The following is a 12466-nucleotide window of genomic DNA, read 5'->3' as shown; positions in this document are numbered from 1 at the left end:
AATTCATCGGGAGATATCGTAGGGCTTTAGACGGTTGCGGTCTGGGTTGCGGCAATCGCCGGAACCGCTACAGGGTGGGTACCGGCCATGGTTTCAATGACGCGGACCACCTGGCAGGAGTAGCCGAATTCGTTGTCGTACCAAACGTAGACAACTGCGTTCTTGCCGGTGGCAATGGTGGCAAGACCATCGACGATGCCGGCGCGGCGCGAGCCGACGAAGTCGGTGGAAACAACCTCGGGCGAATCGATGTAGTCGATCTGCTTGTGCAGCTCGGCCCCGACCGAAGTTTCGCGCAGGAAGGTGTTCAGCTCGTCCTTGTCGGTGGCGGTCTCAAGGTTCAGGTTGAGGATTGCCATCGACACGTCCGGGGTAGGAACGCGGATTGCATTGCCGGTGAGCTTGCCTTCGAGCTCCGGAAGAGCCTTGGAGACGGCCTTGGCGGCACCGGTTTCTGTGATGACCATATTCAGTGCTGCCGAACGGCCGCGACGCTCACCCTTGTGGAAGTTGTCGATCAGGTTCTGGTCGTTGGTGAACGAGTGAACCGTCTCAACGTGGCCATGGACGACGCCGAAGCGATCGTTCAGTGCCTTCAGAACCGGGGTGATGGCGTTGGTGGTGCAGGATGCGGCGGTGACAATCTTGTCCTCCGCGGTGATATCACCGTGGTTGATACCGTGCACGATGTTCTTCAGGTTACCCTTGCCAGGTGCGGTGAGCAGGACGCGGGAAACGCCCTTGGCGGCCAAGTGCTGGGACAGGCCTTCTTCGTCGCGCCAGCGACCGGTGTTGTCCACCACGATGGCATTGTTGATGCCAAATTCGGTGTAGTCAACGGTGGCCGGGTCATTCGAGTAGATGACCTGGATCAGCGTGCCGTTGGCCAGGATTGTATTGTTTTCCTCATCCACGGTGATCGAACCGTCGAATGGGCCGTGGACCGAGTCACGGCGCAGCAGCGAGGCACGCTTGACGATGTCATCATCCGACCCCTTGCGTACAACGATGGCGCGCAGGCGTAGGCCGTAGCCGCCGCGTTCGATGAGGATACGGGCCAGTAGACGCCCGATGCGGCCAAAGCCGTAGAGCACCACGTCGGTGGGCTCTGCGTCGGTAGCGCCGGCCTTGCCGACCTTCTCGCCCAGTTCTTCGGTGAGGAATGCGGTCAGATCGGTTGAACCGGATTCGCGGAACTTCTTGCTCAGTCGGCCCAGGTCAATGGAAACGGCGCCGACGTTGAGCGAATCGATGGCCTGCAGCAACGGCATGGTCTGCTCGATGGAGAGCTCGACGCCCTCAACACGGCGGACTACACGGTGTGCCTTGAGAATGTTAATTGCCGACTGATTGATCAGTTTGCGGCCGTAGATGGAGGTCACCACGTTGTTGTTGCGGTACAGACGACCGATCAACGGGATCATGGCCTCGGCGAGCTCTTCGCGCCCGCTCCATTCCTGTAGGGCTGCGACAGACTGCTGGGTCACTGAAAATCCTTCCAATTCAGCCGGCTGGTGATCCTTGAGCCGGTTGCTACCGTAAAAGCACCTTTGCAGAAACGGTTGTTTGGGGTATCAGGATCTTTCCCCGTGGGCTAGGCCCGCAACCTATTCTAGTCCGTGTCATGACACATGGGCGCCCATCGGCGGTGAGGTCGCTCACAGATCGGCTTCTTGCGGTCCAGGCCTATGCCAAGGCGGGCCCCGATGCACGCGGCTAAGCGGAGGGGTCTGCAGTATCGGCGATACCTATATCGCTTCCTTGACGAATGTCTGCTGAGACAGTGATTGCGTCACTTGAAGATGACTCCATGGGTTGTTCCCATTACCCAGCCAGTCGAGAGTCTGAGTCCAGAAAGTATCCGAAAATCGCGAATGAAACAAGGCAAAGTGCCCCAGCTCGCTCAGATCATAGGCTTGTGGTTCCAGACGGGCGATCTGGCCGGCAGCCCGCGGGGTGTAAGCCAAGGTTCGATTCATTGCGGCAACGGTAGCGAAGGGATCATCTGTGGCGGCGACGGCAAGAATTTTCGCGGTGAGCGCTTGTTGATGCGCCCGAAGGCGTTCACTAACGCTACGCGGTCGGATCTTTACAAAGTTTTTGCGACTACGCGCCCAATCAAGGGCAACACCGCGGGGTATATCTTCCAGCCAGCCACGTGCCTTGCCATCGACATAGCCATGCAGCAGAGCGATCAGCGGCATCTGCAGATGCCAGCGTGTCACAAATTCTCGACGGTGAGACGCTGCATAGTCCGGCAAATATGCGTGTTGGGCTCCAACCGTCAGAATGCGGGTTAGCCACCGAGATTCTTCTGCCAGGCCCACCCCGAAACCACCGAAACTATGGCCGATGACTTGCATTTCGACGTTCGGATAATTTTCACGTGCCCAGCGAAGGGCCGCATTGACGTCTTGATAGCCCCATTCATACCAGCGGGCGTGAAAGCCTCTGAGCGTTGTTGGTGCCGAAGCACCAATGCCACGATAGTCGAAGGTGATTGCGCAGTACCCATGCTCAGCCAGAAACTTTGCATACCGGTGATAATACTTAGCAAGTACTCCTGTGGCACCAGCAATTACCACGATGCCACGAACCGGCGAATCGACGGGTCTAAAGTGGTCCCCCGTGAGCACGTACTCATCCGAACACGTGATTTTGATAGTTTCGGACCCGATGTGACGGAGTTCTTGGGTCATATCCGCCTATTCCTTGTCCTCGGGATCCGAACCCAAAGATTCGGTCTCGATGGGTCCCGCTGCCGGTTTTGGCCGGGAAGTATTCCCGCTCTCCGCCGCATGGTGTTTGTGAACAAAACCCGCTAAAGGATCACGGTCTTGGCCCTGAGCGCTGCTGATAATCTGGCGTTTTTGCTCTTCGAGCGCCGTGCGGGCCGCGGTACTCCCGGGATTGTAGAGATCATTGAAGGCATCAAAAAGACCCGAGGAGCCACTGCCTGCGCCACTAGATCTTTCCGGGAATCTAAATTTTGAGGCTCCCCAGAGGACCAGTAAACAAAGCACCGGTACCACGATGATCCAAATCAACCACTCCACCCACTGAGTCTATCGAGCACCGTGCCGTAGAAAGCGGAAAATGACGTGATCCAGACTTTCTAGAGCCCACTTCATGCCGATGGCGGGCGGCGAATGTGAAGCAGTTTCGTGACGCAACTGGATCAGCGGCATTCATTGTGCCTCTGCCCCGGCTCCAATCGAAGCCATCCCCCCGTGCGGATCACTTCTGCTACGTATGTTGCCGTGACACTTTCCGTATTTCCGCTAGCTGCAACGCGCGGAAAGTACGTCCTTGATTCGTGAGTGTTCGGCCTTGGTCATCCACAACGAATAATGGTGTTTAACCTGAACCTGCCGAATGACATAGGAGCACCATGCTGAGCGTTGCGGGGGCAACCAGCTTGCTGCGTCACTATCCCCCTTAGACATATTTGATTTGCCGTCCACGGCCAACAGGTTCAGCGGGTCATTGGCAAACTCCACCATGGTTTCGGCATCTAGTTTTTGTGCGCCCTTTTGCCAAGCATCGGATAAGGCAACTACGTGATCAATGTGCACGGCAGTACTGGTGCCTTGGCCTCGTGTGAATTCGATCCTTTGGCCCGTGTAGGGATCCTGCAAGATGCCGCTCAGCACGACGCAATCGTGAGTGCCTGGCTTGGTAACCGTGGAGGTGAGGTCACGACGCAAGATATCGTTTCTGGCGTCGCATCCGTTGCCATCGGGATCTTTCCAGCCCGATCCGAAGTTTTTGCGTGAGTAGCCGGTCTTTGGCGCACGTCCTTTGATTGGAATTTCATCAAGCATCGCTAGAGCGCCACCCACCACTTCGAGCCCTTGCTGCTCGGGCAGGAGCCGTTCGGCAGTCTTTGTCTTATTCGAGCTGGTCGTTGATTCGACGGTGTTCTGGCTAGCCTGAAGAGTTTCCTCCGCTAGGAGTTCCGATCTGACAACCAGCGGTGGAAGCACCGGCTCCTCGGCTCTGATCACGGGTGCCACCGTTGGAGCTTCGGATCTGATCACTAGTGGCTCTGAAGCCACGCTGTTTGGGCTGCTACAGCCCGTAAGCACGAGCCCAAGCAATGCAATAGTAATACCTACGCGCGAAGCTACTACTCGCACGCAACTCCGTCACCGTCGCGGTCAAGCTTACGACTGTAACCCGGTTCACCTCGGTAAATAGGTGCCTTGCCGGCAGCTCGTACCGCCGAGCAGTTCTTGTAGTAGGCACTACCCGAGGACTTTGGCGTTGGCTTTGGTGTGGGTTTTGGAGTTGCCTTGGGTGTGGGTTTTGGAGTTGCCTTGGGTGTTGGCTTAGGCGTGGCCTTCACAGTTGGCTTGGGTGTCGGAACAGGCTTAGGAGCTACAAAACTTCGAACCGATGGAGATGCCGCAGAAGTTGTTGGTGCTGCTTTGGTAATGGTCAGCTCTTTTTTCTCGGCTGCAGCCTTTTCTTTTCTCTCCAGTTCCTGAAGTGCTTCAGCTTGGGCCTTCACATTGGCTTCTACTTCAGATTTGGCTTTAGCTGCAGCCTCGGCCTGTTCTAGAAAGAGTTTGTGGTTGGCAGCGCTGACCCAAATCAGCAATCCGTTGCCATCGAAATCACAGAACAGGGACTCGTTGCCCTGATCCATCACTAATTCGTCGCCATCGCACGTTTTTCCTTCAAAATCTTTCAGCAGGGCTGCTGCTTCTGCCGTGGGAGCAGCGGTTGGCTCCTCAACCGCAATGGCTGGAGCTGGCTCGGAATTTTCCGGTTGAGCTTTTTCTGCCGTTCCATCGGATCCATTGACGCACGCACTGAGAATAAGTACGGCAACGCCTATTCCGGTCCAGCCCTTCCAACCAAGCTTGCGTTTTCGTTTCATCAAATTCTGTGACATCGGTGAGCCCCTTCTCAAACACGAGTAATTTTGGCCCAGCCTATAGAGCAATATCGGTTTATTCCAATTGCCGTGGAAACAAGTGAATTATGACGATCTAGACCCATGTAGGACGCTCGCTTTTATCTCGGCAGACCATTTTCTTGGCTCCTTCATCGGGATGGTGCTTGGTGATGCACTCGGGCCAGCTTTCAGACAGGTGCATTCAGATACGACAAATTTTTGCTAGTCCCACTCACAGTCACGATGCCAACGGGCCACTGCCGCATGACCGCGCTTCACTGGCATAGACAGACAGAGCAATCTCCAAGTAGTTCGTTGACGGTCAAGCGATGCTCCTCGATCTGCCAGCAAATTGACCGAGATTCCTTTGGTGAGTCTCCAATTGAGGACCCGGTCTAAGCCATAGAATCGTTCGAGTTATTTGTTCTTCTGTGCTGTGGGCACTTCATCAAGAAGCTACTTGCGGGGGAATTGGTTGCGTGAAGGGAATCTCAAGCTGATGGGCGTTTCACGAAGGACCCTGCTTGTTTCCGGACTAGCAACCGCTTCCGTGGGGATTGTCGGTGTTGTAGGCGCCGCCGGCGGCCTACTACCCTGGCAACACAACGGCCCAGCATCCGCACCCCCAAATAGCTTGCCACTGCCCACGAATAGTGGGCAGAACATGTTCCCCGACACCAGCAACGTCTGGGGTTTCGGTTCCTCCACCATGGCGTTGTTGGGGCCACACCTACGCAATAGGTTTGTCGGAGCTACGTTCAATGCTCAGGGTAAGGGTGGGGAACGCGCCGAACATATTTGTGCGCGCATGGGTTCAGCACCGGCACAAATTTCTATCAAGAATCATCTGATCCCCGGCAGTGGTGCCGTGGCTGTTAGAGCATGGAACATGCCCGCATCGTCTTCGTTAAAGCCTTTTACGGGTACCCTGGCGGGAATTCGTGGTGTTCTGTCCTCGACTCGATCGACTCTCATTTTCACTCGGACCAAACCCGGGCCTACTCATGCGCTTCCGGCAGGAACGCCATTTATTCCGTTGACTTCCAATGAAGTGCACAACGCTGTGGTCTTATTGAACGCGGGAAAAAATAATCTACGTGATTCGCCGGCGGCCGTCGGGTTGGTCAATACTCTGACCAATGCCGCGTACCAATGGATGGCACCAAGCATCAAACGTTGTGTTGTCATGACGCACTTTGTGAATTCGAATGAACCAGTTGGTTCCCTGCAGTACACAAATGTTCAAGCCGTGAACCACAATATATTGCAAAACTACGGCGAGGTCGCCTTTGATCTGAACGCTTATGTGCTCTCCAAGGAAATATGGAAAGAATCTGGGATCCAACCTACGCGGGCAGATCTGCAGCAGCAGGCCATGGGCGTGAAAGCCACTGGGCTTTCGCGAGATGCAGGGCATCTCAACGATGCAGCAAATGCCGCGGTAGCCGCACGCATTGGTGCGCACTTCATAGCGCTGGGATACTACCCTGCCGCGTGAGCCTGCTGGTCATCACGGTGTGGCTTCAAACGCCGCCCGTTACGAGATCACCGCGAAGCCCGGAGGCATCGTAGGTAAAGATTATATGGACGGGATGACCGATACGCCGGGTTTTGTCCCGCGGCCGGTTACCCGGGATCGCGGTGACGATCATCTATCTAGGAGCGCCGTTACCGACACCCTCAAGCGGCCCACCCGACTACATTGAGCGAACAACCCAGTAGTCTGTCTGACCTTGCTCCGGGTGGGGTTTACCTAGCCACTCCAGTCACCTGGAATGCTGGTGGTCTCTTACACCACCGTTTCACCCTTACCCTTGCGGGCGGTCTATTTTCTGTGGCACTAGCCTGCGGGTTTCCCCGAGTGGGCGTTACCCACCACCCCGTTCTGTGGAGCCCGGACGTTCCTCGGGCCACTTTCGTGGCACGCGATCGTCTGGCCATCCCGTCCAGCAAACAAGTCTAGTCTCTTTTGCGCCATTTCCTGACCAATTGAAATAGCTCTGAGAGACAGTTCAAATAGGTGCAAAGAGTCGGCGGCTATTCTCTGCAGTTAACGAATCTGGGATTGGGTGCCCGTGAGACTAGGCTTGATGGGTGCTGATTTTGCTTCCGCCCTCCGAGGGCAAGAAACCCGCTTCCAGCGGTGAACCGTTTGATACCGACTCCTTGCAGTTCCCCGAGTTGAACCCGCATCGTCATCAATTGCTTGATGCCCTTGCCGAGGTTTCGCGTGGAGAACACGCACTTGAGGTGTTGGGGGTCGGCAAATCATTGGTTGCCGAGGTGACCCGGAATATTGAGTTGCATTCCGAGCCCGCCGCCGCAGCACACAGCGTCTACAGCGGGGTGCTGTTTGAGGCGCTTGGCTATGACAGGCTCAACGCCTGCCAGCAAAAGCTTGCCGATGAAAGCATCTTGGTGATCTCCGCGCTCTGGGGTGCCGTGGGTTTTGCCGATCAAATTCCTGCGTATCGATTGTCAATGTCGGTAAAGTTGCCCGAGGTTGGGAAGCTTGCCAGCTGGTGGAAACCGAAATTGGCCCCGGTGCTCGATGCTCGGGCCGAGGGTGAATTAGTGATCGATTGCCGTTCAAGCACCTATGCCGCGGCGTGGGTGCCAAATCCGGCGATGAGCGTGAGCGTCGCTGTCTTCCAGCTGCGTGGCGGAGTGCGCAAGGTAGTTTCGCACTTTGCTAAGCACACGCGTGGAGAATTAGCCGCTCACCTGCTGACCCGTGGCAGCGAGGTTGGCTCGCCCGAGGAATTACTTGCAGCGGCGCAGGAAAAGTGGGAGGCGCAACTTGTTGCAGGTACCAAACGCAAGGTGCACCAGCTGAACATAATTTTGCCCGAGGATCACGCATTTCGGGCGATTGGCTAAGGCCTAGCTCCCCATAGTTTCACTCCCCAGATGTTCCAGCGCTGAGGCTATTACCCGGCGACCAGTTCAAACTCGAAACCCTCGGAATCCACAAGGTACGCGGCATAATGCATCGGGCCGCCGGCAAAGGGGTGTTTGTCTTCGAACATCAGCGTGAACCCGCGGGTTAGCGCGACCTTGGTGATCGCATCGACATTGCCTTGCGATCCTGCGTGGAACGCAAGATGGTTCAGCCCCGGAGCAAGTCGCTGATGTGGTGTATCGAGGACATCGGGACCGGATTCCAGCACAATATAGCTGTGTGCGCCTTGATAACTGATCCCGGTGGACCACGGTTCGCCCGGCACGTAGCCCAGCTGCGCTAGAAGCCAGCCGATGGTGCTTTGGGAGCGCGCGAAATCACGCACCCAAAGCTCGGTGTGGTGAAGCCTTCCGCTACCGGAGGGCAGCATGGTTGTGCCGGGAATTAAGAGCCCCACTCGCTGTTACGCACCAGGATAGCTCCGGAATCCGGGCAGTAGACAATGTCATCGGCGGCAGCGGCCCTGATTTCGGCCAAGTCCCCCGCGGCAAGCGCGATGCCGCTGGCCTCCGAGGTTCCGTGGAAGAGTCGGGCCGCACCAATGCCACCGCGGGAACGAACCCGCTCGTAGGCACCGATAAGCACCTCGTCGAACGTTGCAGCAAGGTCTTTGCGCGTGTTTTCGGTAGCGGCAAGCTCCCGGGTGAGCGTTGCAACTGAAGCATCGCGACGCGCAGTGTGGTTTGCTACTTCCTCGGCGTGCGTGGCAAGGAATGCGGAGGCGGCATCGTGCTCTGCCTGAATTTCCTCAAGTTCACCCATGAGCTCGAGTTCGTGATCTTCGAGCTCATTGCGGCGCACCGTGAGCGTTTCAATCTCATGGGAGAGCGCCATCATATCGCTGGCCGATCCGGCATTGCGGTCGATACGGTCTTGGTCCTTGTTGATGTGCGCAACAACTTTTTCTACCGCGAGTTCCGATTCTTTCAGCCCCTGTGTCGCCGCGCTAAGCCGCGCACTGACCTCGGTGAGAGCCGCAGCAGATTCAGCATGCTGGGCTACTGCAGCATCAAGGTCGCTGTCCTTTGACGCCTCGGTGATAGAGCGCTTGAGCTTGGTGATCTGCGAATCAAGCTGAGCCACATCTAGGAGTCGAAGTTGTTCCGCCGGTGCTGCCTTTGCCATGCTTTTCCTCCGCCTTGCGCCAAGATTTCTGTGCCGGAGCGCAAAAAATCTTGGGCGATCGTTGATCACTTAGCCCTAAGACTAGTCAGTTCGCGCAAGTGGTGGGCGATTCGACCCGCCGAGATGACCTTTAGGGTGCCACCGGGTACAACGGCATTGCTGCCATACCCGGGGCCGGGTTGAGGTGATCTTTTGGTGGGGGTGTAGGAAATTTTAGGCGGCTTGGGCCTCGGGGTGGAAGACCCAGTTCCGTGTGGGCCTTTGCATGGGGTCCCGTGACTTTGCCTGTACCACGAAGGGGATGTCGTCGATGAAGACGATGGAGAAGTGCCCTGCGTGGTAGGCGGTGTGGCAGATGACGCAGAGCAATGCGCCCTTGCTGACTCTCGTCTGGCCGCCCTCGCTCCATGGGTCAACGTGGTGAGCCTCGGTTCGGTGTGCGGGCATGGAACAGCCGGGATTAATACAGCCACGGTCGCGGGCTGCGATTGCACGTTTTTGTCCCTGGGTGAAGGCTCGACGTTTGCGTCCAAGATCCAGTGGTTGGCCCTTGCCGCCCAGAATTAGTGGCAGGATTCCGGCGGTACAGGCAAGGCGTCGAGCATTTGCCGCGGTGATCAAATCGCCGTTCCCGGTGATGCCGGATCCTTCAAGTGCACCGCGCAGGATTTCGAAGTCAATGGTGACTAGCAGATCAACCCGTGATTTCATGGGCATTTGAGGGTCTTGGGATGCTGTCGGGTCTACGAAGTAATCGATGGCATCGAAAACTTCCTGGTAGAGGCGGCGGCCGCGGATCCTCACATTGGTTTCCGCGCGCGTTTCACCTGGGCGCGGCTCTTCACCGAGCAGAAAATACTCTGGCGGCCCGCCCGTGCTTTTTCCATCCGTACATCCCGTGGCAGGGACGCCAACATCGGTGAATGCCGCCTTGGGCCGATCCTGCACCGGGGTGTTGGGATTACTCGCCCATTCCGGTATTGGTGGTGCTTGCTCATCGGGGGTCTCATTCGACGCAGACGGTTGTGCGTAGGGCTCCGCATCCGAAGTTGGGCGTTTGCCGGAATTGGTGTGCGGGTTCGACAGGTCATCGGCGATGCTCATGAGCTTTGCATGGCCCTCGGCATCGGTAATGAGCTCCCAGTGGTAGCCATCGGCCCGCTTACCTTCGAAGCGCAGGCTCTTGTTGTATTCGATGGCGGCCGCTTCACGTTCTAGTGCGTGGGCATCGAGCCGGTTTTCCGTACTTTTGATCAGTTTGCCTACATCTTGGGCGTTACGTTGCCGCAGCGCATCGGCGACTAGGTCTTCGAGCTCGGTTTCGGCACGTACCGGGTCCGGCTGAGCTTCAAAAGTTGGGCTCATTGCATGAAGTTTGGCAACAGAATTTGCGATATCTTTAGGATCGGCGCTGCCTTCTTGCATGATTTTGCTAAGGGCTGGGAAGTTTGGTGCTTGCTCCTGTCCGTGAGCATCTCGATGAGCAAAGAGTTTTTGGTAGCTGGCGACACGGTAATTCGCCTGAAAGTAGGTGAGCTTGAGCCGGGATTTGAGCAGATCGGCGGTGTCGCGGGTCAGTAACTTACGGCCCGGCGGGATGGTGATATCGGCGGGTAGTTTCAGGGTTCCTACGGCAAATTCGGTGCGGTGCTCCAGCACATTATTCAGCTCGACGAGGGGCTTTTCCGCAAGGGTATGGGCCTGTGCCTCGGCGCAAACACCTGCCGCACGGTATTGTCCCAGTCCACTGAGCCGGTAAATGTCCTCTGTTAGGTGGGCTAGAGCGAGCGCGCGGACCGGTGAATCTGCGCAGGAGGTTGCGGCCCGTTCAAGTTCGGCTTTGAGGATGGGGATCAGGATGGCCAACCGGCGCAACGCATCGATGTGGCCACCTTGGGGTGCCTGAGCATCACTCTGCTCGGCAAGGGTGGCCTCGATGGCGAGGCTGACTGCCTCTACGATGGTGGGCTCTTCCCGCATGATGTCGGCGCCCACGGGGCTGTTGGACATGCATTAATAGTGCGTCAAAAGTAGCACCGATCGAGAAAAACCTTGAAATCTGTGGATAACTCTTGGTGGGGGTAGTTTGGTGCGGACAAGTTGGGCCTTACAGGGCTGTGGCCCACGTACCGAAAGACGGTGCGCGGGCCACAAAAGTATGCGTCGATTCCCAAGTTGACTAGGGCGTGAGGATAAAGTCCCAGGGGTCAGAATTCACCGTTGAGACTTCTATTTCTACCTCGTGTCCCATCTCATCGAGCACATTGGCAAGGGCCTTGGCCGCAGCGGGTAGCCACAGCCACTCACTGGCGAAGTGCGAGACATCGATCAGGTAGGGTTTGCCATTCAGTGATGCTTCACGAGCTTCGGAGGCCGGGTGATGGCGGAGGTCGGCTGTGACATATACGTCCGCTTCCGAGTCGCGGACAGCGTCAAAGAGTGAATCTCCGGCTCCCCCGCACACCGCAATTTTCTGCACGATGCCTGCAGCGTCGCCGGCAACACGCACTCCCCCAGCAACCGAAGGCATGGTCTCAAACACCCGTGCAGCGAAATCGCCGAGCTTCATGGGTTCGGGCAGCATGCCAACCCGCCCGATACCTTCCTCCGGCAGCCCATCCTTGGAAGGAACTAGGGGTGTGGTGTCGATGACGCCCAAGGCATCGGCAATGACATCCGAGACACCGCCGAGCGCCGAATCGGCGTTGGTGTGCGCTGTGACAAGTGCGCAACCGGACTCAATGAGCAGGTGCACGGCCTCGCCCTTGAAACCCGTGGCAGCAACCGAATTCACGGGTTTGAGCAGTAGAGGGTGGTGGGTGATCAGCAGCTGCGTGCCGCGGGAGATGGCATCGGCGATGACTTCGAGGGTGGGATCAACGGCGAACATGATGCGCGTGACGGGGCATTCGGGACGACCGACCACAGGTCCGACTTCATCCCAAGGTTCTGCCAGCGATGCGGGCCAGAGTTCTTCGACGGCAAGAAGCACATCTCCCAGGGTGGGGGTATTGGGTGAGGTAGCTCCCTGTGCGCGATCTGCGTCGGTTAGCACCGCATTGGGATCCAATGAATCAGTGTTATCGGTAGTCTGGGGCGCTTTCTGGGGGCCAGCTGATGCCTCGTGAGCCAATGCCGCTGGTGCACCAGCCGTCGGATCCGTGCTGGTTTCGTGGGGTTCAGCGCTGCCGGGAACGATTCCGGTGGTGCTGGTGGGAGTTGATGCGGGCGAAGATAAGGGCTCGGTGGCACCGGTACGTGCGGAGGCGTCGGCGGTGCCCTGATCGCCGACGATTCGCATACCGTGTGACTGCCCCTTGTTGCTTTGCATGATTCCACCTTAACTGGAACCGTGTGCATTTAGCGCATGTGCGGGAATGAATTGGCGTGGCAGCGACTTGTCTATGGATGTGAATGACTTTTCAATCTCCGCAGATCCGGTTCGTTTTTCTCCTACATCGATGGGTGAGCAGGGC

The 12466-nt window shown here is 57.1% G+C and carries 11 protein-coding genes and 1 other RNA gene; 2 read left to right on the top strand and 10 right to left on the bottom strand.

Annotated features, from left to right (window positions below; genetic code table 11):
* Nucleotides 1-26 precede the first annotated feature (26 nt).
* From CQ018_RS17905 to CQ018_RS20760, 5 genes are all read right to left on the bottom strand, one after another.
* Complete coding sequence (locus CQ018_RS17905; protein ID WP_105551371.1) at nt 27-1487, bottom strand: glyceraldehyde-3-phosphate dehydrogenase; 1461 nt, start codon at nt 1485-1487, stop codon at nt 27-29.
* Nucleotides 1488-1748: 261 nt separating this feature from the next.
* Nucleotides 1749-2699: an alpha/beta fold hydrolase gene (locus tag CQ018_RS17900; protein ID WP_105551370.1), complete on the bottom strand. Its 951-nt coding sequence runs from the start codon at nt 2697-2699 to the stop codon at nt 1749-1751.
* A 6-nt stretch (nt 2700-2705) separates the two neighbouring features.
* The gene (locus CQ018_RS17895; RefSeq protein WP_105551369.1) at nt 2706-3056 is read right to left on the bottom strand and encodes a hypothetical protein; all 351 of its coding nucleotides are present in this window, start codon (nt 3054-3056) and stop codon (nt 2706-2708) included.
* A 225-nt stretch (nt 3057-3281) separates the two neighbouring features.
* Nucleotides 3282-4058, bottom strand: coding sequence for an HNH endonuclease family protein (locus CQ018_RS17890; RefSeq protein ID WP_308729254.1), 777 nt, complete (start codon nt 4056-4058; stop codon nt 3282-3284).
* Between the two features lie 71 nt (nt 4059-4129).
* Complete coding sequence (locus CQ018_RS20760; RefSeq protein ID WP_308729253.1) at nt 4130-4900, bottom strand: excalibur calcium-binding domain-containing protein; 771 nt, start codon at nt 4898-4900, stop codon at nt 4130-4132.
* 502 nt (nt 4901-5402) lie between these two features.
* Here CQ018_RS20760 and CQ018_RS17875 point away from each other — a divergent pair.
* The gene (locus CQ018_RS17875; protein ID WP_105551367.1) at nt 5403-6401 is read left to right on the top strand and encodes a hypothetical protein; all 999 of its coding nucleotides are present in this window, start codon (nt 5403-5405) and stop codon (nt 6399-6401) included.
* Nucleotides 6402-6487: 86 nt separating this feature from the next.
* Here the strand turns inward: CQ018_RS17875 and rnpB are convergent.
* Nucleotides 6488-6848: RNase P RNA component class A (rnpB, locus tag CQ018_RS17870), an RNA gene on the bottom strand.
* Between the two features lie 149 nt (nt 6849-6997).
* Between rnpB and CQ018_RS17865 the strand changes: the two genes are divergently transcribed.
* Nucleotides 6998-7783 carry a YaaA family protein gene (locus tag CQ018_RS17865; protein ID WP_105551366.1) on the top strand — a complete coding sequence of 262 codons (786 nt, stop codon included), beginning with the start codon at nt 6998-7000 and terminating at the stop codon, nt 7781-7783.
* Nucleotides 7784-7833: 50 nt separating this feature from the next.
* On the opposite strand, the gene CQ018_RS17860 is transcribed toward CQ018_RS17865, so the two are convergent.
* The 4 genes from CQ018_RS17860 to CQ018_RS17845 form a co-directional block, all read right to left on the bottom strand.
* Nucleotides 7834-8235 carry a VOC family protein gene (locus CQ018_RS17860; protein WP_105551408.1) on the bottom strand — a complete coding sequence of 134 codons (402 nt, stop codon included), beginning with the start codon at nt 8233-8235 and terminating at the stop codon, nt 7834-7836.
* A 14-nt stretch (nt 8236-8249) separates the two neighbouring features.
* Nucleotides 8250-8990 (bottom strand): zinc ribbon domain-containing protein, encoded by a 741-nt coding sequence (locus CQ018_RS17855; RefSeq protein ID WP_105551365.1) that lies wholly within the window; start codon nt 8988-8990, stop codon nt 8250-8252.
* A gap of 213 nt (nt 8991-9203) precedes the next feature.
* Entirely contained in the window at nt 9204-11000 is a 1797-nt protein-coding gene (locus CQ018_RS17850) for an HNH endonuclease signature motif containing protein (RefSeq protein WP_105551364.1), read from the bottom strand.
* Nucleotides 11001-11169: 169 nt separating this feature from the next.
* Nucleotides 11170-12045 (bottom strand): Nif3-like dinuclear metal center hexameric protein, encoded by an 876-nt coding sequence (locus CQ018_RS17845; RefSeq protein WP_258142731.1) that lies wholly within the window; start codon nt 12043-12045, stop codon nt 11170-11172.
* Between the last annotated feature and the right edge of the window lie 421 nt (nt 12046-12466).

Source organism: Arthrobacter sp. MYb227 (assembly GCF_002975435.1).
In the GTDB taxonomy this organism is placed as follows: domain Bacteria; phylum Actinomycetota; class Actinomycetes; order Actinomycetales; family Micrococcaceae; genus Paeniglutamicibacter.
Note: the sequence above shows the minus strand (reverse complement) of the source record. Positions and strands in the feature narration are given on the sequence as shown.

Coding starts and splice junctions, on each gene's coding strand:
- CQ018_RS20760 (WP_308729253.1), bottom strand. CDS start 4,900: ATGTCACAGAATTTGATGAAACGAAAACGCAAGCTTGGTTGGAAGGGC.
- CQ018_RS17860 (WP_105551408.1), bottom strand. CDS start 8,235: ATGCTGCCCTCCGGTAGCGGAAGGCTTCACCACACCGAGCTTTGGGTG.
- CQ018_RS17850 (WP_105551364.1), bottom strand. CDS start 11,000: ATGTCCAACAGCCCCGTGGGCGCCGACATCATGCGGGAAGAGCCCACC.
- CQ018_RS17875 (WP_105551367.1), top strand. CDS start 5,403: ATGGGCGTTTCACGAAGGACCCTGCTTGTTTCCGGACTAGCAACCGCT.
- CQ018_RS17900 (WP_105551370.1), bottom strand. CDS start 2,699: ATGACCCAAGAACTCCGTCACATCGGGTCCGAAACTATCAAAATCACG.
- CQ018_RS17855 (WP_105551365.1), bottom strand. CDS start 8,990: ATGGCAAAGGCAGCACCGGCGGAACAACTTCGACTCCTAGATGTGGCT.